Origin of the sequence: Nocardia sp. NPDC052316 (genome assembly GCF_044547795.1) — a bacterium.
Classification (GTDB): Bacteria; Actinomycetota; Actinomycetes; order Mycobacteriales; family Mycobacteriaceae; genus Nocardia.
This window is the reverse complement of sequence record NZ_JBIUBB010000004.1, coordinates 170,231-189,768: the sequence shown is the minus strand read 5'-3', so window position 1 is coordinate 189,768 and position 19,538 is coordinate 170,231. Positions and strand designations below refer to the sequence as shown.

Annotated in this window: 25 protein-coding genes; 10 read left to right on the top strand and 15 right to left on the bottom strand. The window is 68.8% G+C overall.

What is annotated here, in order from left to right:
* Nucleotides 1-221: 221 nt before the first annotated feature.
* A complete protein-coding gene (locus ACIHA7_RS19220) occupies nucleotides 222-1,271 on the bottom strand; it encodes an Lrp/AsnC family transcriptional regulator (RefSeq protein WP_397291201.1) in 1,050 nt (349 codons plus the stop codon).
* Nucleotides 1,272-1,369: 98 nt separating this feature from the next.
* Here ACIHA7_RS19220 and ACIHA7_RS19215 point away from each other — a divergent pair, with 98 nt between their 5' ends.
* Nucleotides 1,370-2,776, top strand: coding sequence for an MFS transporter (locus ACIHA7_RS19215; RefSeq protein WP_397291199.1), 1,407 nt, complete (start codon nucleotides 1,370-1,372; stop codon nucleotides 2,774-2,776).
* A gap of 109 nt (nucleotides 2,777-2,885) precedes the next feature.
* Here ACIHA7_RS19215 and ACIHA7_RS19210 read toward each other — a convergent pair whose 3' ends face one another.
* From ACIHA7_RS19210 to ACIHA7_RS19200, 3 genes are all read right to left on the bottom strand, one after another.
* Nucleotides 2,886-3,335 (bottom strand): nuclear transport factor 2 family protein, encoded by a 450-nt coding sequence (locus ACIHA7_RS19210; RefSeq protein WP_397291197.1) that lies wholly within the window; start codon nucleotides 3,333-3,335, stop codon nucleotides 2,886-2,888.
* A gap of 28 nt (nucleotides 3,336-3,363) precedes the next feature.
* Nucleotides 3,364-4,251 carry a pyridoxamine 5'-phosphate oxidase family protein gene (locus tag ACIHA7_RS19205; RefSeq protein WP_397291194.1) on the bottom strand — a complete coding sequence of 296 codons (888 nt, stop codon included), beginning with the start codon at nucleotides 4,249-4,251 and terminating at the stop codon, nucleotides 3,364-3,366.
* 69 nt (nucleotides 4,252-4,320) lie between these two features.
* Nucleotides 4,321-4,782 carry a VOC family protein gene (locus ACIHA7_RS19200; RefSeq protein WP_397291192.1) on the bottom strand — a complete coding sequence of 154 codons (462 nt, stop codon included), beginning with the start codon at nucleotides 4,780-4,782 and terminating at the stop codon, nucleotides 4,321-4,323.
* 153 nt (nucleotides 4,783-4,935) lie between these two features.
* On the opposite strand from ACIHA7_RS19200, the gene ACIHA7_RS19195 reads away from it, so the two are divergent.
* Nucleotides 4,936-5,454: a CGNR zinc finger domain-containing protein gene (locus ACIHA7_RS19195; RefSeq protein ID WP_397291190.1), complete on the top strand. Its 519-nt coding sequence runs from the start codon at nucleotides 4,936-4,938 to the stop codon at nucleotides 5,452-5,454.
* 3 nt (nucleotides 5,455-5,457) lie between these two features.
* Here ACIHA7_RS19195 and ACIHA7_RS19190 read toward each other — a convergent pair whose 3' ends face one another.
* From ACIHA7_RS19190 to ACIHA7_RS19180, 3 genes are all read right to left on the bottom strand, one after another.
* On the bottom strand, nucleotides 5,458-6,702 hold the full coding sequence (locus ACIHA7_RS19190) for a phosphotransferase (protein WP_397291188.1): 1,245 nt from the start codon (nucleotides 6,700-6,702) through the stop codon (nucleotides 5,458-5,460).
* Nucleotides 6,699-6,890 (bottom strand): DUF3046 domain-containing protein, encoded by a 192-nt coding sequence (locus tag ACIHA7_RS19185; protein WP_397291186.1) that lies wholly within the window; start codon nucleotides 6,888-6,890, stop codon nucleotides 6,699-6,701. Before ACIHA7_RS19185 ends, ACIHA7_RS19190 begins: the two co-directional genes overlap by 4 nt.
* Before the next feature lie 109 nt (nucleotides 6,891-6,999).
* Entirely contained in the window at nucleotides 7,000-8,163 is a 1,164-nt protein-coding gene (locus ACIHA7_RS19180; protein WP_397291183.1) for a glycosyltransferase, read from the bottom strand.
* Nucleotides 8,164-8,294: 131 nt separating this feature from the next.
* On the opposite strand from ACIHA7_RS19180, the gene ACIHA7_RS19175 reads away from it, so the two are divergent.
* Nucleotides 8,295-8,918, top strand: coding sequence for an HD domain-containing protein (locus ACIHA7_RS19175; protein WP_397291181.1), 624 nt, complete (start codon nucleotides 8,295-8,297; stop codon nucleotides 8,916-8,918).
* On the opposite strand, the gene ACIHA7_RS19170 is transcribed toward ACIHA7_RS19175, so the two are convergent.
* The 3 genes from ACIHA7_RS19170 to ACIHA7_RS19160 form a co-directional block, all read right to left on the bottom strand.
* The gene (locus ACIHA7_RS19170) at nucleotides 8,900-9,607 is read right to left on the bottom strand and encodes a PIG-L deacetylase family protein (protein ID WP_397291179.1); all 708 of its coding nucleotides are present in this window, start codon (nucleotides 9,605-9,607) and stop codon (nucleotides 8,900-8,902) included. The genes ACIHA7_RS19175 and ACIHA7_RS19170 overlap by 19 nt on opposite strands.
* 206 nt (nucleotides 9,608-9,813) lie before the next feature.
* Nucleotides 9,814-9,987 carry a hypothetical protein gene (locus ACIHA7_RS19165; RefSeq protein WP_167768782.1) on the bottom strand — a complete coding sequence of 58 codons (174 nt, stop codon included), beginning with the start codon at nucleotides 9,985-9,987 and terminating at the stop codon, nucleotides 9,814-9,816.
* A 161-nt stretch (nucleotides 9,988-10,148) separates the two neighbouring features.
* The gene (locus ACIHA7_RS19160) at nucleotides 10,149-11,066 is read right to left on the bottom strand and encodes a LysR substrate-binding domain-containing protein (protein WP_397291176.1); all 918 of its coding nucleotides are present in this window, start codon (nucleotides 11,064-11,066) and stop codon (nucleotides 10,149-10,151) included.
* A gap of 94 nt (nucleotides 11,067-11,160) precedes the next feature.
* Here ACIHA7_RS19160 and ACIHA7_RS19155 point away from each other — a divergent pair, with 94 nt between their 5' ends.
* Both ACIHA7_RS19155 and ACIHA7_RS19150 read left to right on the top strand, forming a co-directional pair.
* Nucleotides 11,161-11,664: a cupin domain-containing protein gene (locus ACIHA7_RS19155; RefSeq protein WP_397291173.1), complete on the top strand. Its 504-nt coding sequence runs from the start codon at nucleotides 11,161-11,163 to the stop codon at nucleotides 11,662-11,664.
* On the top strand, nucleotides 11,661-12,569 hold the full coding sequence (locus ACIHA7_RS19150; protein ID WP_397291170.1) for a BTAD domain-containing putative transcriptional regulator: 909 nt from the start codon (nucleotides 11,661-11,663) through the stop codon (nucleotides 12,567-12,569). Before ACIHA7_RS19155 ends, ACIHA7_RS19150 begins: the two co-directional genes overlap by 4 nt.
* An 80-nt stretch (nucleotides 12,570-12,649) precedes the next feature.
* Here the strand turns inward: ACIHA7_RS19150 and ACIHA7_RS19145 are convergent, their stop codons facing one another.
* The 3 genes from ACIHA7_RS19145 to ACIHA7_RS19135 are packed head-to-tail and all read right to left on the bottom strand — an operon-like array spanning nucleotide 12,650 to nucleotide 14,698.
* On the bottom strand, nucleotides 12,650-13,399 hold the full coding sequence (locus ACIHA7_RS19145; protein ID WP_397291168.1) for a PRC and DUF2382 domain-containing protein: 750 nt from the start codon (nucleotides 13,397-13,399) through the stop codon (nucleotides 12,650-12,652).
* A 37-nt stretch (nucleotides 13,400-13,436) separates the two neighbouring features.
* The gene (locus tag ACIHA7_RS19140) at nucleotides 13,437-14,375 is read right to left on the bottom strand and encodes a response regulator (RefSeq protein WP_397291166.1); all 939 of its coding nucleotides are present in this window, start codon (nucleotides 14,373-14,375) and stop codon (nucleotides 13,437-13,439) included.
* On the bottom strand, nucleotides 14,372-14,698 hold the full coding sequence (locus tag ACIHA7_RS19135; RefSeq protein WP_397291163.1) for a sensor histidine kinase: 327 nt from the start codon (nucleotides 14,696-14,698) through the stop codon (nucleotides 14,372-14,374). The genes ACIHA7_RS19140 and ACIHA7_RS19135 overlap by 4 nt, the downstream gene beginning before the upstream one ends.
* A gap of 29 nt (nucleotides 14,699-14,727) precedes the next feature.
* Between ACIHA7_RS19135 and ACIHA7_RS19130 the strand changes: the two genes are divergently transcribed.
* From ACIHA7_RS19130 to ACIHA7_RS19110, 5 genes are all read left to right on the top strand, one after another.
* Nucleotides 14,728-15,126 (top strand): hypothetical protein, encoded by a 399-nt coding sequence (locus ACIHA7_RS19130; RefSeq protein ID WP_397291161.1) that lies wholly within the window; start codon nucleotides 14,728-14,730, stop codon nucleotides 15,124-15,126.
* Nucleotides 15,123-15,764 carry a DedA family protein gene (locus tag ACIHA7_RS19125; protein ID WP_397291158.1) on the top strand — a complete coding sequence of 214 codons (642 nt, stop codon included), beginning with the start codon at nucleotides 15,123-15,125 and terminating at the stop codon, nucleotides 15,762-15,764. The genes ACIHA7_RS19130 and ACIHA7_RS19125 overlap by 4 nt, the downstream gene beginning before the upstream one ends.
* On the top strand, nucleotides 15,754-16,440 hold the full coding sequence (locus ACIHA7_RS19120) for an HAD-IA family hydrolase (RefSeq protein ID WP_397291156.1): 687 nt from the start codon (nucleotides 15,754-15,756) through the stop codon (nucleotides 16,438-16,440). The genes ACIHA7_RS19125 and ACIHA7_RS19120 overlap by 11 nt, the downstream gene beginning before the upstream one ends.
* Nucleotides 16,441-16,552: 112 nt before the next feature.
* Nucleotides 16,553-16,747, top strand: a complete 195-nt coding sequence (locus tag ACIHA7_RS19115; RefSeq protein WP_107658206.1) for a hypothetical protein — start codon at nucleotides 16,553-16,555, stop codon at nucleotides 16,745-16,747.
* A gap of 202 nt (nucleotides 16,748-16,949) precedes the next feature.
* Nucleotides 16,950-17,660: a hypothetical protein gene (locus tag ACIHA7_RS19110; protein WP_397291153.1), complete on the top strand. Its 711-nt coding sequence runs from the start codon at nucleotides 16,950-16,952 to the stop codon at nucleotides 17,658-17,660.
* Between the two features lie 13 nt (nucleotides 17,661-17,673).
* On the opposite strand, the gene ACIHA7_RS19105 is transcribed toward ACIHA7_RS19110, so the two are convergent.
* Together ACIHA7_RS19105 and pspA are read right to left on the bottom strand one after the other, a co-directional pair.
* Nucleotides 17,674-18,549 carry a hypothetical protein gene (locus ACIHA7_RS19105; protein WP_135232294.1) on the bottom strand — a complete coding sequence of 292 codons (876 nt, stop codon included), beginning with the start codon at nucleotides 18,547-18,549 and terminating at the stop codon, nucleotides 17,674-17,676.
* A 136-nt stretch (nucleotides 18,550-18,685) separates the two neighbouring features.
* Nucleotides 18,686-19,516 (bottom strand): phage shock protein PspA, encoded by an 831-nt coding sequence (pspA, locus tag ACIHA7_RS19100; RefSeq protein ID WP_107658210.1) that lies wholly within the window; start codon nucleotides 19,514-19,516, stop codon nucleotides 18,686-18,688.
* Between the last annotated feature and the right edge of the window lie 22 nt (nucleotides 19,517-19,538).

The following is a 19,538-nucleotide window of genomic DNA, read 5'->3' as shown; positions in this document are numbered from 1 at the left end:
CCGACAGGTTCTGGCGCCAAGATTAGACGAACAGATGTTCGAGTCAAGCGACGCGCCCGGGAACACGCGATCGGACTTCCGTTCGACTTCGCCGCGCCACCTCCGGCGAGTATTCCTGCCGGATCGCGGTGCCGTTCCCGGGCGGCGGTGCGGTGCCGAGTCAGGTTAGCCGGTCCGCGGTGAGCTACCGGGCTAGTGGCGAAAGCGGGGCGCGACCTGGGTCAACGCACCAGGGAGACCCGGTCGCTGGTGAGCAGGGTCTGCGCTTGCTTGAGCACGCGCAGAGCTGGGGTTACCTCGAGATCGTTGATGCCGTCCAGCGCGCCGAGGCGTTCGGTGATGTAGCGGTAGAGGTGGGGCGTGTCGCGGCAGATCACCGACGCCATCATGTTGGTCGGGCCGGTGGTCGCCGCCACGAACACGACCTCAGGGTGGGTCGCCATCGCGCGGCCCACCGCGTCCAGAGCGGCCGGGCGGACCCGTAGCCACAGGGCCGCCCGCGCGGTGTAGCCCATCCGCTCGACGGCGAAGTCGAGGTCGAAATACAGCACGCCGGATTGCGCGAGCTCGCTCATGCGGCGCGCGACTCTCGGTGCGGTCCAACCGGTTTCGGCCGCGATCTGGGCGTACGGCGCGCGGCCGTCCCGGCCGAGCAGCGCGAGCATCGCCTCGTCCTCGCGGGTCAGATCCGGCGGGGTATCCGGTCCGGTGCGCTCCGCGTCGGCGCGGCGCAGGCCCACCGCGCAGCCTGCCCGCTGCACGCCCAACTCGCGTAGTTGCCGGTCGCTGAACAGGTGGCTGTCGCGTGGCCACTCCTCGTCGGCCGGGAACCGGTGCATCACCTCGTGCGCGGTCACCTCGCGCACCTGACTTGCCTGCGGCAGCGTGTGCAGCAGCAGTGCGTCTCGTCGCTCGACGGAGCGTGGCCTGCTCACGCAGGTCACCTCGGAGCCGGTGGACAGCAGCGTGACCCAGCTCAAATCCGGGAACCTGGCCAATGATTCGGCCAGCCGCAGTGCCTTGTCGGGTGTCGATTTGATCCGCAGCACCCAGCGCGCGTGCCCCAGCGGGACGGCGTTCACCTGACCCGAGACGTGCATGATGCCGCGCTCGCGCAACGCGCGGTAGCGGCGCGCCACGGTCTGCTCGGAGACCTCGAGGACGGCGCCGAGCTTGGCGAACGGGATCCGCGCGTCGTGCACCAGCGCGTGCAGGATCTGCCGATCGAGAACGTCCAGTGCGGCGGATTCGGTGGATACATCGTGCTGCATCGGAGGAATCTAACGCAGCGCACCGTCCGGCTAGGGAGTTGCGTTCGATTGCCGCAACCTTGGCGTCGATATCGTTCGAATCCGCCACGGAGGCCCCTGTGAAGAAATGGCTCCCCCTGTTCGCCGCGTGCCTCGGCACGCTGATGCTGCTCATCGACGTCACCATCGTGAACGTCGCGCTGCCCGACATCGCGGCCGATCTGCAGGCCGGACTGTCCAGCCTGCAGTGGGTCGTGGACGGCTACGCGCTGGCCTTGGCCGCGCTGCTGCTCGTCCTCGGTTCACTCGCCGACCGGCTCGGCGCGAAACGCGCCTACCTCGCCGGACTCGTCCTGTTCGCCCTCGCCTCGCTCGGCTGCGGAATCGCCGACACGGCGTCGAATCTCATTGCGGCGCGGGTACTTCAGGGCATCGGCGGCGCGGCCATGTTCGCCACCACCCTGTCGCTGCTGCACTCGACCTACCTCGGCCGGGACCGCGGCATCGCGTTCGGCGTCTGGGGCGCGGTGACCGGTGCGGCGGCGGGCATCGGGGTGGTGCTCGGCGGCGTGCTCACCGACGCACTGTCGTGGCGGTGGATCTTCCTGGTCAACCTGCCGATCGCGGTGCTGGCAATCGCCTTGACCGCCATCGTGTTTCCGGCGTCGGTACGTCGGACGGACCGCAGGATCGACGTGCCGGGCATGCTGTCCTTCGCCACCGCGGCGACCGCGCTCACCTATGGGGTCATTCGGGGCGGTGAGCACGGCTGGTCGGACGGTCGCGCGGTGGCCACACTGGTCCTCGGTGTAGTCGCGGTCGCAGTGTTCGCCGTGGTCGAATCACGCAGCACCGCACCGATGTTCCCGCTGTCTCTGCTGCGCAACCGCGACTTCGGCGCGACGCTGCTCGGCGCGAGCGGGCAAACGTTCGCCGCGTTCGCCAGCACTCCCCTGGTCTCGCTCTGGCTCCAACAGCAATTGCGGATGTCGCCGCTGCACGCGGGCCTGGCATTGCTACCGATGGCCGCCACCGCATTCCTGGTCGCCGCGGTGTTCGGCCGCTTCATGCACGACGTCGCCCCGAAGTGGACCATCGGCGCGGGACTCGTCGTCGTCGGCATCGGCACCGGACTGCTCACCGTGATCGATGCCGGATCATCCTGGGCAGCACTGATTCCCGGATTCGTCGTGCTCGGCGCCGGCGTCGGCATCAACGCGCCCGCGCTCGTGTCGGTGGGTATGGCCGCCGTATCACCGCAGCAGGCGGGCACGGCGGCAGGCGCGGTGAACACCGCCCGGCAACTCGGACTCGCACTCGGAGTCGCGGTACTCGGCACCGTATTCCGAGCAGCCTCCGGCCCAGACCAACCGATAACCCTGCCGCACTTCGTATCCGGACTGGACGCAGCCTTCACCGTCGCCGCAGCTGTAGGCATCGTCTTCGGACTGCTCGCCTTCACGTTGTTCCACCGCCAACGCCCCACGGTCGAGTCCGCCCCGGCCGAACACAAAGTCGCTGCCTAAACTCCCTCCCTGATCCGCACCCCCTCTCGGACCTGCACATCAGCGGCCCAGAGTGGGGTGCGGATCTCGTCCACACCCATGCGCTTCGGACAAGAGGGCTGGTGGCGGGTTACTGCTGCGGGAGGATCGACTCGTCACCCGAGGGTCGTGGGCCGAAAATGCGGCGGTCCGATTCGGCGATGCGGACGTCGTTGATGCTGGCTTCGCGGCGGGACATCAGGCCGTCGGAGGCGAACTCCCACTGTTCGTTGCCGTAGCTGCGCCACCAGTGGCCGGCTTCGTCGTGCCATTCGTATTGGAAGCGCACCGCGATGCGATTTCCTTCGAACGCCCAGAGGTCTTTGCGCAGTGCGTAACCGTTTTCCGAAGCCCACTTGCGGGTGAGGAAATCGATGATCGCGGGGCGACCGGTGAAGAACTCGTCGCGGTTTCGCCACACCGAGTCCTCGGTGTACGCGGCGGCGACTCGTTCGGGATCGCGGGTGTTCCAGGCATTTTCGGCGGCGAGCACCTTGACCTTGGCGGATTCCAGATCGAACGGCGGCACTGGGGGTCGCACGAACGTCTCCTCTCTGTGAACGGGTGTGTCAGGGGTTGACGGGGGACAGCTCGGGCGGACCCCAGCGCAGCGGACCCGCGCCGGGGCGTTCGATGACTTCGGTGATGGTGAAGTCGATCGAGCACTGCGCGCCTGCGGCGAAAGTCTCCGGTGCCCAAGTCAATTCGGCGGTACCGGTGAGTTGCAGGGTGCCGCCGGTGGCCCAGTCCGGGACGAGGATGCCGCAGCGCGGGTTCACCTGGATGTTCCCGAGCGTCATGAACATCGAGTTGCCGCGGTAGTCGGGCCAGCGCAGCCGGGTCGGCGAGAGCACCTCGAGGAAACCGGGGTTGCCACCGCGATGGGAGGCGTCGGCATTCCCCTCGGTGTCGGCGGTGGCGACGAAGAAGGCGTCGGCCGCCGTGATCATCGCCTGTTGACGGGCGCCGAGTTCGGTGCCGTGCCGCGGCGGTGGCGGCTCGGCCTCCGGCCGATAGGACTCGAGCTGCCTGCGGGTGATGTATTTCGGGCAGTTCGAATAGACCTGGTCGGTGACGATCCGCAAGCCGTCGCCCACGGCCGTCGCCGTGCCGTTGACACGCATCCGCCTGCGCCGCTGGGGTTGCAGGGCGATCATGCCGATGGGCACTGTCCGAGTCAGCGCCTCCCGCAACGAATCTCCCACGGCGGGCCGTGCGTCGACGACGATGGTGCCCGCGTCGACCGCGTGCACGAACCCCGGCGGCCCGGCCAGTTCACTGGCCCACAACCGCCCGGTGTCGTCGGCGGCACCGACCACCACCATCGGCTGCTCGGCCAGGAAAGACGCGGCGACGGCCGGAATGTCGGCCCGGATCATCCGGCCGACCCGGTCGGCGACCGCCGCTTGCCCCATGCGCTGCTGTACGGCGAGTTCGCCGGAGTGGAAGGGCGCCATGGCATTACTCCTGTCGCGGACATCGCTGCGGCGGACCTGCGCCGCCGCAGCGTTCAACAAGGCTGCGGCTCAGAAGAATCCACAGGTCGGGGCCGCGCCGCTGGGCGCGGGCGCGGACTCGGCACCGGTCGGCGCGTAGACCTCGAGCCGGATGCCGTCGGGATCGGCGAAGAAGATGCCGCCGGACGCCACGCCCTCACCGTGCGCCACGACGCCGTCGTGCACGATCGGCACCGACTGCTCGCGCAGCGTCGCTTCGACCGCCCGCACCTGGTCGATGGTGTCCACCTGGAACGAAAGGTGGTGTAGGCCCGGCTTTTCCACCGAGAAAGAACCCGCGCTCTGCTGCCACAACGTCAGCGTGAGCTTGCCCCCCGTCCCGAGAAATGCCCACTTCCGTGCACCGTCGGTGCTCGCCGCGAGCTGCTCGAAACCCAGTGCGCGGCGGTAGAACTCGACCGAACGATCCAGATCGGACACGTTCAGTCCGATGTGCCCGGTAACGAGCTGGGGTGCGGCAACCGTGGTCATGCAAATCCTCCTCAATCGGTTAAACCGTCTATATCGGTTTAACTGGTTAGAGAGTAGCGACGGCCGCACCGCGTCGTCAACCTGTAAAATGTTTTTAACCGGTTAGAGAGGCCGGACGCCTCGCCCGCCGGAAGGAGGTCGATACCCTCAGTCATGCACGATCCACGCCCCCACCTCGGCGAACCGCTGGCACTAGACCTGCTGGACACGCGGTGGAACGAGAACGGACACCCGCAGGACCTGCTCACCGATGTGACAGGTCTGGGTATCTGGCTGGCCTCGGCCGGACTGAGCGATCGTGCGCGCACCGACCAGGCGACCCTCGACGCACTCCTGACAGCGCGTACCGCCATCTACGACGTCGTGCAGAGCGCCGCCCACACCGCACTGAACGACGTGCTCGAGCACGGCCGGATCCGGCGCACGCTCACCGACGCGGGCCCCGCCGACGTCATCGACGTCCCCGACCCCAGCTGGCTACCCGCCTGGCTGGCGGCCGACAACCTGCTGCACCTGCTCGCCGAAGCACCGGACCGCATCCGTCAGTGCGCCCACCCCGACTGCGTGCTGTTCTTCTACGACACCTCGAAGAACGGCACCCGCCGCTGGCATTCGATGGCGACGTGCGGCAACCGCACCAAAGCGGCCCGCCACTACGCGAAAAAGGCTTGAGCCTCAGAACAATTCGTCGAGCAGACGGTAGTACTCCAGGCGACTGTGATCCGGCTCGCCGAGGCCGTACGCGGCGAAGAAGGCGGCCACCTCGGCCTCGCCGAAGTCGTCACGCAGATCGCGTACGGCGAGCGCCAGGTCGCGGTATCGATCCGCCACGCCGAGCGCACCGACGTCCAGCAGGATCGCGCCCTCGAGCACGTTGGGCGGCGTGAAATCGCCGTGTGCCACCACCAAGTCCTCGCGCTCGGGCCGCTCGGCGAGCAGCCGGGCGAGGACGTCTTCGGCGGCCAGTCCGGCGTTCTCGGCATCGAAATTGTCGAGATCGACCAGGCCCTCGACGACGTGCCGACGCGCCTGCGCCAGCACCGCGTCGAGCCGTCCGTCGAAGGGACACTCGGCGATCGGAATGTCGTGCAGCCTGCGCAGCAACGCCCCCATGACCGCGCCCACCGACGACGCACCCGTGCCCGCGTCGGTCCGCGCGGCCAGGCTCGCGGCGCGTGCGTCGGCCAGCACCAGCACGTCACCGTCGAACACCACGGTCTCGGGCAGCCGAATCCCTCGGTCGCGCAGCCAGTTCAGTCGCTCGTGTTCGGCGACGGCCTTCGGTCCCCGCTTGACCCAGTAGGTTTCGTTGACGAACGCGACACCGCCGCTCTGCCCTTCGTGCTCCACCGACCAGGTCGCATCCGGACCGAGCAGTGCGGCGACCTTCGGCGGCAAGGGAATCGGCAGCGCGGGCAGCCTTTCCAGCGCGACCCGGGTGGATTCGATCAGTTCGGGATCGCCCTCGGCCGTCCGCAAGTCGAACGCCTCGCGCAGCAGCGCGTGCGCCTCGGTCAGCTGCCCCTGTTCGGCCAGCGCCTTACCGAGGTGTTGCACGGCGAACGACAGCACCTCCGGCGCGGCCACCCGCGCGTGTTCGACGGCCCGGCGATACAGCGTCTCGGCGGTACCGGCGTCGCCGTGATAGCGGTAGACGTCGCCGAGGTTGATCCACACCGAGATCCGGCGCTCCTCGGTGTCCACCAGCTCCAGCGCCCGATCCAGCAGATCGAGGGCCTCGTCGTAGCGGCCGAGCAGCATCGCTTCGATCCCGGTCTGCCGGAAGCCGGCGACGTCGGTGGGGCGCGCCTTCGCCAGCCGCGCCGCCAGCCGTTGCGGATCCACCGGGATCATCCGCTCGCGCTCGTCGAACCGGTAGAGCGGTTCCTCCTGCTCCATCGCCCGACCCGGCGTGCTCACCAGCGTCCCCGCGGCACGTCGAACTCCTTGCAGAGCGCCCGCCACACATCGCGCGGATCGACCCCCGCTTCGATGGCATCGGCGCCCGTCCGCCCCAGCGACGGGATCACGTGATCGGCCAGCAGGGCATCGCCCCGCGCCGACCCGAATTCGGTATGCAACAGCTCCTGGAACTCCGTCAATCGCACCGTGCCCAAGATACTCGCGTGGCCCCGCGACCCTCACCTGCCCTGTTACTCGCGGACTGTGGCCACGCGAAGCGGTCGTGGCCGCGCCGGGTCGACCGCGACGACGGCGCTATCCCGTGCGCACCGAGTCGAGGACCCGGTGGCACAGCTCGATCGGATCGGCGACATCCATGGCGCCGGCCGCAGCTTGTTTCGCGGCGGCGGCGAAGCGAGGAGTGGTCAGGATTTCCAGCACCGCGGCGCGGACGGCGGTCGCGGACAGTGGCCGGACGAGCAGCGAACTTCCTTGGCGGACAGCACGATTGGCGAGTTCCCATTGGTCGCCGCCGCCGGGAACGGTAACAATGGGCACGCCGGCGGACAGAGACTTCGCCAGCAGGCCGTGCCCGCCGCCGCCAACGACTACCGAAGCGTGCGTGAGGAGTTCGTCCTGGCGCCCCAAACCGGCGGTAGCCCAAGGCGGTAGGTCGGCGGGCGGGGTGTCGAGCATCGAGATCGCCACGCGGACATCGGCCCCCGCGAGGGCTTCGAGCACCGTCTCGACCATGCCTGCGACGCCGGTGTGCGCGGTGGACGGGGCGACCAGTACCAACCGTGCGTCCCCGGGCGGCGGCGACAAGATCGCGTCGGTGGGTTCCCAGAAGAGAGGGCCGATGACGTGGGCATTGTCCGGCCAGTCGGGGCGCGGCACCTCGAGCGCGGGCAGCGTGGCGATCAGCCTGGCGGCGGGACCCGGGTCGGTGGCGGGCAGGCCGACCCCCTCGCGGGCCTGTTCGCGCTGACGCAGACCGTTGCGGATGTCACGAGCGGTCATGGTGCGCAGCACACCGTCGCGCATCCGGCCACGCAGCCCTGCACCGGGAGCCAGGCCACTTCCGATGGGCGGCAAGGCTTTCGACGGCAGGTAGAGCGGGTGCGGGGACAACTCGACCCAGGGCACGCCGAGCCGCTCCGCGGCCATCCCGCCGCCCGCGGTGAGCACGTCGGAGACGACGAGTTCGGGCAGCATGGCGCCGAGGTCGGGCAGGATCTCGGTGGAGATGTGCGCTGCGCGCTGGTGGATGCGCTGGCCGGCGTCGGTGTCGTCGTCGGCCGGGCGCGGGGCGAGCCCCTTCAACCGGCGCACGCCGATACCGGCATCGCGGGCGGCGTCGAACCAGCGCGGGCCGGTGAACAGCACCGGCTCGTCACCGGCGGCCAGGAAACGCAAGCACAACGCGATGGCGGGAAAGGCATGCCCCGGATCGGGCCCCGCGACTACGGCTACTCGCATTCGCATAGCCTGCCACACGCCGTTACGGCTCGACAGCAGCCACGTGCCGCGTCTTCACCTGCTCGACAGCAGAACTTCACGTGACCCGGGACGCGAGCGGCGTTATGGTCTAGACCAATAGCAGTCGGTGAGTGGGAGCGATCGTGCGGGTGTCCACGGTGGACGAATTGATGGTGCTGCTGGCGAACGGCGCGGACGTCTGGGACATGCCGGACCGCAGCGGCGATCCGGTCGACATCCTCGACCACGACCGGCAGTGCGCGGAACTGCTGCGTCAGCGTTATCCGCTGGACGAGGAGTTGCAGGTCGCCGGGCTGGTACACGACATCGGCCACCAGCTGGTCCCCGGCGACGACGCGGGCCACGGCCGACACGGCGCGGCGGCGATCCGCGCACTGCTCGGCGCCCGCGTCGCGCGGCTGGTCGAGTTGCACGTCGTCGCGAAACGCTATCTGGCGGCGACGGATTCAGCGCACACCGCGGGCCTGTCCCCCTCCAGTCAACGCACGCTGCTGGCCCAGGGCGGTCCGATGAATGCCGCGGAGATCGCCGAGTTCCGCGCCGACCCGGATTTCGAGGCCGCCCTCGCGCTGCGGCGCGCCGATGACGCGGGCAAGGTGGTCGGCCTGACCGTCGCGTCCCTCGACTCCTGGCTTCCCGTCATCAGACGCGTTGCGGCTGAACAACATCCGTTCGACCGCGATCCAACGGAAGCAGAGCCGACATCGACGCTGAGTCAGCCGCCGAAGGTGTAGAGCTCGAAGCCGACGGCGCGGTCGGCGGGAAAGCCCTCGATCGGGCCGGTTGCCCGGTCGACGATGGCACGCACCTGGTCCGCGACCGGTTCCGTACTGAGCACCTCCAGGTAGCGACGGTGCTCGGCCAGTGACGCCTCGGCCTGCTCGATGTGCGCGGTGACGTCGACGGCGTGCGTTGCCTTCGGCCCCATCACCGCCGCCCAACGCGCCGACCACGGCGCATCGGTGAGCTCCGGGAAAATCCACTCGTTACCCGCGTCGGCGATGGCGTCCAGTGCCGCGCGGCCGACGGCGCGATGGTCCGCGCTGTTGGCGAACCCGGGAGCCCAGGTGTCGCCGAAGTTGAAGAGCACCACCAGCTCCGGCTGGTGACGGCGGATCGCGGCAGCCAGGTCACGACGCAGTTGGATGGTCTCCTCGACCCGCCCGTCGGGGTAGCCGAGGAACTCCACCTGATGTACGCCAACGGCTTTCGCGGCGGCGATCTCCTCGGCCTCGCGCAGCGGCCCGCACTCCGCGGGCGGCAGTCCGGCGATCCCGGCCTCGCCACTGGTGACCAGGGCATAGCGAATGTCCTTGCCCTGCCCCGTCCAGCGCGCCACTGCCGCGGCCGCACCGTATTCGATGTCATCGGGGTGCGCGACGATGACGAGCCCGCGCTGCCAATCCTCGAAAAGTTGCTCCACTGTTCCGCCTCTCCGCGTATTCAGGCCAGACTAAGAGGGGCCGCTCGCTTTCCCCTCATCGGGGAGCGCACGGCCCCTGGCCGGACGGGTTCGCGACTTCGCTCGCGCCTCCTGGTGGCATCCCGGCCACACCTGGATCCGTCCGACTGCCGCCCACCCGGCTTCGCAGCGCTTCCCGGCGCGCAGAAGCCGTCTGCGGGCGGGAGCTACAACTTGCTGACCGAGGAGTTGTCCGAGCCCGACACCGCCTTGTACAGCAGGTACAGCCCGAACACGATGGCGCTGATCACCAGGATCGGGAACAACCCCTTGATCAACGCACCGATGATGGCCAGCGCGATCCAGACGACCGCGACGATACCGATGATCTTCCACAACATGTGCCAGCCTCCGAGGGTCTCCGCGAACCGCTCTCCGACGATCCGACATGGTCCACTCTGGCAGCTGCGTGACGATAAATCACCAGGTCAACACCGATATCCGGGTGAAGATCAGGGTTCACCCTGACTGCGGGCCAGCCGCAGGTAGCACCCCCGGCGGATCAGCGTGTCTCGCTCGTCGCGCCCTCGGCGACCAGCTCGGCGCTCACCTTCCGTGCGATCCGGACGAACGCCGTCACCAGCGGCCGGTCGTCGCCCGCGCGGCACGCGACGGCCAGCACCGCGGGTGCCACCTCGTGCAGTGGCCGAGCGACGACACCCGACCACGGGAAGAACCGGGACACCGAGGCGACCGAGACCGCGACGGCCTGGCCACTGCCCACCGCGGCCAGCAGATCCTCCAGCGTGGTCACCTCGGCGCCGATGAGCGGCGGGCCGTCGCGGTACTCGGCCAGCGTCATGAAGTCGCGCGAGGCGAGATCCCGGTTGTCGGTCCACCAGGCGAACGGCTGGACGGCCAGGTCCGCGGGCAAGACCGCGGTGCCTGCGGCGAGCGGATGGTCGGCGGGCAGCAGGGCGATCCGGTCCTCCGCGAGCAGCGGCGTCGCGTCCAGGCCGTCCGGCGCGGGCAGCCAGATCAGCCCGACATCCGAGGTGCCCGCCAGCACACCCGCACTCGGATCGTCGAACTCGACCTTGCCGACGGTCAGTGCGACGTGCGGATAATCGGTCGCGAAGGCGCGCAGTACCCGCGGCGCGATGTCCAGGCCGGTCGCCACCCGGATGCCGATGATCAACTCGGCGCGCTGGCCGGACTCGGTGTCGCGGGTATCGGCGATCGCCGCGCCGAGGGTGTCCAAGATGTCGGGCACCCTGGCCAGCAGGGTCCGACCGGCGTCGGTGAGCGTCACCTGACGACTGTTGCGTTGGAAAAGCGTTGCGCCGATCCGTGTTTCGAGTTGCTTGATCTGGTTGCTCAGCGCCTGCTGGCTCAGATGTAAACGAGCCGCCGCCCGGGTGAAGTTCAGCTCGGTGGCCAGTACGTGGAACGCGCGCAGGTGCCGGAATTCCACATCCACAACTGTCGATTGTAGATCCGACAGCGGATCGGTGTTTCCGTTCTCGGTCCGGCGGATCGAGTATGGAACGAGTCACCCATCGAGGAGCCGTACCTTGCCGGAACAACACCGTCACGAGCTCGGGCAACACCAGCCGATCGCGGAGTGGGCGTTCGGGTGCCTGGTGATCTGGCATCAACTGGCCGAGACCACGGGCGGGGTGCTGTCGCTTGCGGAGGTCGTGGTGGCGAAAGGTGATGAGCCGCCGGTCCATCTGCATTCGCGCGAAGACGAACTGTGCTTCGTGCTGGAAGGCGAACTCACCGTGCACCGCGGACTGGCCCGCATCCACGCCGGCCCCGGCACCTCGGTGTGGTTGCCACGCGGCATCCCGCATGGTTTCGCGGTGCACACCGCCACGGCGCGGGTGCTGCACCACTACACACCCGCCGGTGTCGAAAAGGCGCATCGCGCGTTCGGCACCGCGGCCACCGAACTCGCGTTGCCGCCCAACGGCTTTCGCCGTCCACCGGGCGCGGCGGTCGAAGCGGAGTTCGCGCGGTACGGGGTCACAGTCCTGGGCCCGGCGCTCGCGCATCGGCGAGGAGCGCGAGAATGACTGCGGCACAGGACATCACCGGTGCCGCGCCGCTGCCTGACGCGGGACACGCCCAGGTCCGCGTGCTGGGGCCGGTGTTGGTCACCGACGAGTCGCGGACGATCGGGGTGGACCGGCCGCTGGAGCGGGCGGTGCTGGTTCGGCTCGCGCTCGCGGGTGGGATTGCGGTGCCCGATCGGCGACTCGCCGCCGACCTGTGGGGCGACGGGGAGATCTCGCGACCGGTCGAGCGACTACGGGTTGTCGTGTCGCGGTTGCGGACTGCGCTGGGCGAGCACGGCGCGACGGTATTGCGCACCCCGGCGGGTTATCGCACGACGATGGTCGCCGGTGATCTGCTGGCCGCCGAAGCCATAGCGGATCGGCTGCATGTCGCGCGGCGGGCGGGGCGGTACGCCGAGGTCGGTGCGGCCGCCGACGCGGCACTGCGGCTGTGGCGCGGGCCTGCCCTGGCCGATCTGCTGTGGGCGCCGTACGCCGCGGCGGAGGCGGAAAGGTTGGCGCAGTGGCGACTGGAATTGACCGTTGCCGGGCTGGATGCCGCGCTGCGGCTTGGCTCCGGGCTCGAATACCTCAGGGAGATGGGCATTTTGGCGGGCGAGCATCCGCTGCACGAGCCGCTGGCCCGGTTGCACGCGCTAGCGCTCTACCGTGCGGGCAGGCAGGTCGACGCGCTCGATCGCCTGCGCCGTCTACGGCTGAACCTCGCCGAGCAGTTCGGCGCCGCTCTCGCGCCGGAAACCGTCGAGCTCGAGGTTCGCATTCTCCGGCACGATCCTACGCTGCAGCCGCGTCGATTCGCCGAAAGATCAAGCGCACCAACATATTCGACCCAGCGGATTATCCGATACCGCGACGTCACGACGGCCGCACATCGATTCCGTCGCCTGAAGCCGGGTTGCTGACCAGCCGACAGACAGATATCTGGGTGAGGATCAGGTTCGCCCCGATCCTCACCCAGTGATATCTATCGGTGAACCGATGCTCACCTACGACCCGGGTTGCGGCGATCGTTCTCCACACCCTCGGTCTCGATCCGCTCCTTGCGCACCGTGTCGGAGACGGTCTGCTCGTCCTGCACCTCGTCGACGGCGAGGCGGACCCGCTCGACCGGCACGGCTTCCTTCTGCACCGTCACGCGCTCCTCGTGCAGCGTGACCTCGGCCTCCTGCTCGCCGATGTCGGCGCGGCCCATCTGCGACCGGTCGGTGATCGGCTCGCGCTCGATCCGGACCTCTTCGTGGGTGGTCGGCACGGTGACGGACTGCTCCTCGGTCACCACGTACTTGTGCAGACGTGCGTGGCCGACCTCCTCGTTCTGCTTGTTGACCGCCAGGCGCTCCTCGGAGCGCACCATCCCCTTGTCATCGGGGCGGCGACCGCCGCGCATCTGCTGCTTGCCGCCCAGATCCATGCCGGCCCGGTTCGGGTCGATGTGGTAGTGGTCGAACAGCTCGCGCTCGGCTTCGGGGCTGATCAGACCGTCGTGCTCGAGATGCGGCGCGGTCTTCACCTCCTCCTTCTCGACGCGCACCTGCAGTGCTTCCGGGTTGTGCCGCAGCTGGGCGCCCGCCAGCGGGACCAGCGAGTCGCCGCTGAACATCCCGGTGGTCACCGAGACCCAGGTCGGTGCGCCGGAGGTGTTGTCGACGTAGATCCGCTTGACCTTGCCGATCTTGTCGCCTTCCGGGTCGTACACAGCGCTTCCGATGAGTTCTTCCAGCATTCCGGTCATGATGTGATTCCTCCGCGTTACTTTTGATGGAAGTGATTCAGGCACTTGCCTTGTGATCGGACTGGTCGAGATCCTCGGCGATTCGCTGCGCTTGCCGCGAGCGTCGGACCGGATCATCGACGTTGCCCCAGGCCAGATATCTGCTGACATCCAGCCGTTGCGTGTCCTGGTCGATCGCGGATTTTCGGTAGGCAATATCAAGCATCAGTCTGCTCCTGCCCTTGTAGTGAATGTTCCCGATTCCCGAGATGGAATCCGGCCGATCAGCTACATAAAGGCAACTACCCGGCACCCTCCACACCAAACACCTCGCCGGTGAAATCGGGCCGCAACCGGGGGTTGTGTCACGGGCGAACAGTGCGGCCTGGACCCGGTTGGTGACTTCGAGGGCGGTGAGAATCCGGCTGACGTGTGCCTTCACCGTGCTCTCGCGCATGCCGAGGGCGGCGGCGATGTCGGCGTTGGTCGCGCCTTCGGCGAGCAGGGCGAGCACCTCGCGCTCGCGCGGGGTCAGCCGGTCGAGGCGCTGCTGGGCCGCGGCGGCGCGTGGGCGGGCGGTGTGGTGGTAGCGGTCGATGAGCCGACGGGCGGCGGCGGGGTGCAGCATCGCCGAACCCGCCGCGACCAGATGGACCGCGCGCAGGATCTCGGCCGGGTCGGTGTCCTTCAGCAGAAACCCGTCGGCGCCCGCGGCGAGTGCGTTGTAGACGTATTCGTCGAGGTCGAAGGTGGTCAGTGTGATGATCTTCGGCGGATGCGGCAGGGCGCGCAGCCGGGTGATCGCGGTGATGCCGTCCATCCTGGGCATGCGCACGTCCATCAGGACAACATCGATGCGGTGCGCGGTCGCCTGCTCGATCGCCCGGAGCCCCTCGGCGGCCTGCGCGACCACCTCGATTCCGGGATCCGCACCGAGCAGGTCGGACAGACCGAGGCGGACAAGGGCGTCGTCGTCGACGATCATGGCTCGGATCACGAGGCGGTTCCGTTCTGTGTGGGACGGGGCAGGGCAGCCAGGACGCGCCAGACGCCCGCACCCGCCGGGCCCGCCTCGAAGTGCCCGCCGAGGGCGGCGACGCGTTCCCGCAGACCGACCAGCCCGAAGCCGGACGAGATGGCTGAATGCTCTTGCGCACCAGCGGCATTGGTTATCTCGACGGTAGTCGCCAGGTCGGTGTACCCCACCCGGATGACGACCGACGCATCGCCCGCGTGCTTGCGGGCGTTGCTGAGCGCTTCCCGCACGATGCGGTACACGGCGAGGCGGTGGGCGAGCGGGGCCTGTTCCGGGTCGCCCACGATGCCCGACTCGACATCCTGCCCGGCGCGTGCACGTCCACGAAAGTTTCATCGAACAGCTCGACACCGGCGGCCGATACGACGTGATCGTCTCCGGACTGCCGTTCACCAACTTCACACCCACCGAGGTCGAACGGATCATGAACCGATACTTCGAGCTCTTGCACCCCGGTGCGACGCTGACCTTCTTCACCTATCGCGGCACCCGCGTAGCTCGATCGATGGTGTCCTCGCGCACCGAGGCGGCACGGCACCGTCTCGTCGATGACGTGCTGCACCGCTACCGCGACCGATACGGCGATGAGCGCGTGCATGTTTGGGGCAATCTGCCGCCCGCCGACGTCTGGCGCTTCCGGGCTCCCGCAGCAGGGGCATCCCGCGCATCGGTCGCCCTCAGCTGTAGCGAAATAACGAGGCACACAACATGACTGAGCTCGCGGATCTGTTGCACCAAATCCCCGCCGTGGCCGCCTACGGCATCGTGGCGGCAGCCGTGCTCGCCGAATCAGTGCTCTTGATAGGCGCTTTCATACCGACTCTCACACTCATGGTGACCGCCGGGGCGCTGGCGGGCGCCGGACAGCTCGACCCGGTGGTGCTGCTCTGCGTAGCCGCCCTCTCCGTCGTGGCAGGCGACGCGCTGGGACATCGCACCGGACGGCTGCTCGGTGATCGACTGCGGACGAATCGGCTCGAGCGGCGCATACCGGAGGCGGCGTGGCGGCGGACCGAACAGGTGATGGCTCGGCGCGGTAGCCAGGCGGTCGCGCTCGGTCGATTCCTGCCGGTGATCCGCACGTTGACGCCACACCTGGCGGGTGCGGCGGGGTTGCGGTACCGCCGCATCGCGCCGTACAGCGCGGGTGCGGCCGTAGTGTGGGCAGCGGCGGAAGTAGGGGCCGGATATGCGGCTGCTAGTTCCGCGCAACGCTTGATCCCGGTGGCCGGGCCCGTGCTCGTCGCGGCCGTCGGACTGGTGGCACTGCGCACCTGGGTGCGCGGCTCGCCAGGCTATCGGGTGCTGGAAACGATGACGATCGAACAGGAGCAACCCCTTGCCCATTGATGTGGCTTGTACCGCAGTGCTTTTCGATTGCGACGGCGTGCTCGTCGACTCGGTCGACAGCGGCGAGCGCGCGTGGGCGCGCTGGGCGCGCGAGTACGGTCTCGATCCCGCGGTGGTGCTGCCCGGCATTCACGGTCGCCGGTCGATGGAGACCGTGCGCCTCTTCCTGCCCGAGGACGCGCGAGTGGCCGGGCTGGCCCGGATCGAGGACATCGAGATCGCCGAGGCCACCGATACCGAGGCACTGCCAGGGGCGCGCGAACTGCTGGCAGCGATGCCCGCGGACTGGGCGATCGTCACATCGGCGTCCGCGGCTCTCCTCCGGGCGAGGGTGAGCGCCGCCGGGCTACCCCTGCCGTCCATCGTTATCACCGCGGCGGATGTGCAGGCGGGCAAGCCGGCCCCTGACGGATACTTGCTGGCCGCGCAGCAGCTCGGCCGGCCGATCGAGCGCTGCGTCATCTTCGAGGACAGTGTCACCGGTGTGGCGGCCGCAATCGCGGCCGGACCGCATTGCGTCGTCGGCGTCGGCGAGCGGGCGCTGGATACCCCGGCCGACCTCGTGGTGCGCGATCTCTCGGGTACCAGCCGGACCGAGCACGGTTTACGCTTCGCCGAGGCGTCGATTTTGCGCGCTCCCGGCCGTGACCTCGGTCAGTGTACGGTTGTACTCTGATCTTGCGCGGAGCGTTCCGGATAGCGGCAGTCAGGAAGGGATGGTCGACCTATGTACACATGTTGTTCGGCACACACTTATTCACTCGATCTCACGTGACGGTCGGTGCCTGATGGAAAACGAACTCGCCCAAGAACTCGCGGCCGCCGCCCGCCGCCACGGTGGCGCGATCGCCGGCATCGTCGGCGGTGCCGCCCGCAAAGCCTCCTGGGAGGTGCTCGACCTGGTGGCCGAGGGTCGCGAACTGGTGAACGCCGCGCTGCGCGCCAGGGCCGAAGAATTGCGTCGCCGAGACCAACTGCGCTGAATCCGAGCTGGTAGCGCACCATTCGCCGACGGCGGGAATCCGGCGCGCGGTGAGAACCGCGGCGGATATTCGCTGCAGCGCAGGAAACGGGTGCCTACCTCCCAGGTAAGCATCCCGCGACCGTCCGAGGGTTGCGGGATGCGCAGCGCTGTCAGCTATTCGGTGGATACCCGGACGGCCGTCCAGCGGCGACGATGACGGGATGATCGATCCGTCGCCGCTCGCTCGCCCGCCGGAGTACCCGGGCGTGCGGCGTGCGGTCCTGCCACCGCAGGCCGGCCCCCGCTCCTACCTGGCGACCCAGTACCTCGGCCCGCCATACCCGGCGCCGCGACATGCGGTGCCGCCGCGTCGACCTGCGCGCAACGCCACACCCGCATACCTTTCAGCCCAGTACCTCGGTCCCCCGTACCCCGCACCGAAGTATACGGCGACGCCGCTGAACGGGACCGCCAAGACCGCAGCGGTGTTCGCGCTGCTCGGCACCGTCCCGCACCTGATCGGCGGATCCAGCAATCTGATCTCCGTGGCCGCGCTCGACGCCGACAGCGGCGGACCGACAACCCTGAGCTACACCGGCTGGTACAGCGAATACCTCGTCGGCTCCGGCCTCGCCCAAGTGATCGCCGCCGTTCTGCTCGGGGTAGGAGCGGTGTTCCTGCTGCGCCGCCGTTTCGCCGGACGCGTGCTGATCGCCCTCGGCTGCCTGACCGTGATCGTCCTCGGCGTGCTGTCGTTCTTCGCCATCCGCGCCCGCAACGCGGTGCTGTATCGCGATATGGGCGCGGACAACGTCGACTCCCTGTCCGCGATCGCAGGCGGAATATCCCTAGGACTACTCGTCTTCCCAGTCCTCACCCTGCTACTGGCCTGCGCGAAGTCGACCACCCAGTGGCTCAAGCACCGGACGTAACCGGCAGAGCAGCTCAGAGTTGCCCGGGTCGGGAGATCGGGACCTGCTGGTCGGCGACTTCGGTGAGGGCCTGCGCCCAGCCGTCCAAGCGGTCGGCGGCGTGGCGCAGGTCGGCGACGATGGTGTCGAAATTGTGGCGCATGACCGCGCTTTCGGGGACTGCGAGGATGCGGCCTGCGGCGGCGACCACCTGTTCGTACTCGGTGACGCCGGTGTCGAGGCGGTCGAGGGCGAATTGCAGGTTGCCGGTGAGGGCTACGGAGGCGGGGGAATCGGCGCGGCCCATGGCGCCGAGGGCCTGTTCCATGGCGGTCACGTCGGCGGCGAGCGCGTGCAAGGCGGCGGAGCCGGAGGCCGCGGTCTCGAGCATGTCGGTGAGTTCGTCGTCGGGCAACCGGTTGCCGCGGGCGATCTGGGTGCCGAGTCCGTGCAGAGCGCGTTCGGCGCGGACCAGTTTGGCGATGGGTCCGCGCGCCCGCGACCACAGCGGCGGCTGCTTGCGCGGGACAAAGGTGGGCTGCGGCAGGGGCGACTTGCGCAGTCGCAGGTAGCGCCGGGCGCTCAGTGCGGTGCCGGTGACCAACGCGACCGCGCCGCCGCCGAGCACGACGACGATCCAGGCGGGCGCGGAGATGACCACCAGCCCAACGGCTCCCGCGGTGGTGAGACCGGAGGCGGTGCCGAGTTGGAAGCTGCGGCGGCGGGCGCGGCGGCGACGGCGTAGTTCACGTTCGCGCGGATCGGCCCAGCGGCGCACCGCGACAAGGGCATTCTCGCCGACCTCGCGCAGACTGTCGGGCAGGCTTCCCGGTTGCGGTGCGAGTGCGGCCTGCGCCCGGATGATCGCCGCGTCGCGCTTGCGGCCCGGAAGCGCCTTGTCCCGAGTCATGCCATCTCTCCCACTGGTAGCGCGGATCGGACCAGCACGGTCCCGGCGCGGCCGACGGCCGGCCCGCCGGGTGCCCGTGCTGTGTTCGCCAGTGTTCCAGTGACCACCGACAAAGTCCTCGCCGCGCGTCCGACCGTTACTGCTGTGCGGCCTGGCCCTTGTTCATCTGCGGCTGGGCCGGGTTCGCCTGCGCCGGTGCGGGATTGACGGCAGGCTGGGCCGCGCCACCCGCAGGCAGCTGATCGCCGCGCATCGACGCACGGATCTGCTCGAGCTTGCTGTGCCCGGCCATCTGGATGCTGGCCTGCTGCACTTCCAGCATGCGGCCCTGCACCGTGTTCTGCGCGAGCTCGGCGGAGCCGAGGGCGTTGGCGTAGCGGCGCTCGATCTTTTCGCGCACCGCGTCCAGGCTCGGCGTGGTGCCGGGCGCCGACAGCGTCGAATCCATCTGCTGCAGCGACGCGGAGACCTGCTCCTGCATCTTGGCCTGCTCCAGCTGGCTGAGCAGCTTGGTGCGCTCGGCGACCTTCTGCTGCAACAGCATCGCGTTCTGCTCGACGGCCTTCTTGGCCTGGGTGGCCGCCTGCAGCGACTGGTCGTGCAGCACCTTCAGGTCCTCCACCGACTGCTCGGCGGTGACCAGCTGAGCGGCGAACGCCTCGGCGGCGTTGGTGTACTGGATCGCCTTCTCGGTGTCACCCGCGGCGCTGGCCTGGTCGGCCAGCGTGACCGCCTGGCGTGCGTTGGCGTTGAGCTTCTCGACCTCGTCGAGCTGCCGGTTCAGTTTCATCTCTAGCTGACGCTGGTTGCCGATGACCGACGCGGCCTGCTGCGAGAGGGCCTGATGCTGGCGCTGGGCTTCCTCGATAGCCTGCTGAATCTGGACCTTCGGATCCGCGTGCTCCTCGATCTTCGAATCGAAGAGGGCCATCAGGTATTTCCAGGCCTTGACGAACGGATTAGCCATCGATTGATCCCGCCTCCATCTG

Excerpts from the sequence above, each read along its gene's own strand:
- ACIHA7_RS19145 (WP_397291168.1), bottom strand. The coding sequence starts at position 13,399 with ATGACCGGAATGCTGGAAGAACTCATCGGAAGCGCTGTGTACGACCCG.
- ACIHA7_RS19220 (WP_397291201.1), bottom strand. The coding sequence starts at position 1,271 with ATGCAGCACGATGTATCCACCGAATCCGCCGCACTGGACGTTCTCGAT.
- ACIHA7_RS19115 (WP_107658206.1), top strand. The coding sequence starts at position 16,553 with ATGGAAAACGAACTCGCCCAAGAACTCGCGGCCGCCGCCCGCCGCCAC.
- ACIHA7_RS19150 (WP_397291170.1), top strand. The coding sequence starts at position 11,661 with ATGACTGCGGCACAGGACATCACCGGTGCCGCGCCGCTGCCTGACGCG.
- ACIHA7_RS19125 (WP_397291158.1), top strand. The coding sequence starts at position 15,123 with ATGACTGAGCTCGCGGATCTGTTGCACCAAATCCCCGCCGTGGCCGCC.
- ACIHA7_RS19110 (WP_397291153.1), top strand. The coding sequence starts at position 16,950 with ATGATCGATCCGTCGCCGCTCGCTCGCCCGCCGGAGTACCCGGGCGTG.
- ACIHA7_RS19105 (WP_135232294.1), bottom strand. The coding sequence starts at position 18,549 with ATGACTCGGGACAAGGCGCTTCCGGGCCGCAAGCGCGACGCGGCGATC.
- pspA (WP_107658210.1), bottom strand. The coding sequence starts at position 19,516 with ATGGCTAATCCGTTCGTCAAGGCCTGGAAATACCTGATGGCCCTCTTC.
- ACIHA7_RS19180 (WP_397291183.1), bottom strand. The coding sequence starts at position 8,163 with ATGCGAGTAGCCGTAGTCGCGGGGCCCGATCCGGGGCATGCCTTTCCC.
- ACIHA7_RS19200 (WP_397291192.1), bottom strand. The coding sequence starts at position 4,782 with ATGACCACGGTTGCCGCACCCCAGCTCGTTACCGGGCACATCGGACTG.
- ACIHA7_RS19195 (WP_397291190.1), top strand. The coding sequence starts at position 4,936 with ATGCACGATCCACGCCCCCACCTCGGCGAACCGCTGGCACTAGACCTG.
- ACIHA7_RS19165 (WP_167768782.1), bottom strand. The coding sequence starts at position 9,987 with ATGTTGTGGAAGATCATCGGTATCGTCGCGGTCGTCTGGATCGCGCTG.
- ACIHA7_RS19205 (WP_397291194.1), bottom strand. The coding sequence starts at position 4,251 with ATGGCGCCCTTCCACTCCGGCGAACTCGCCGTACAGCAGCGCATGGGG.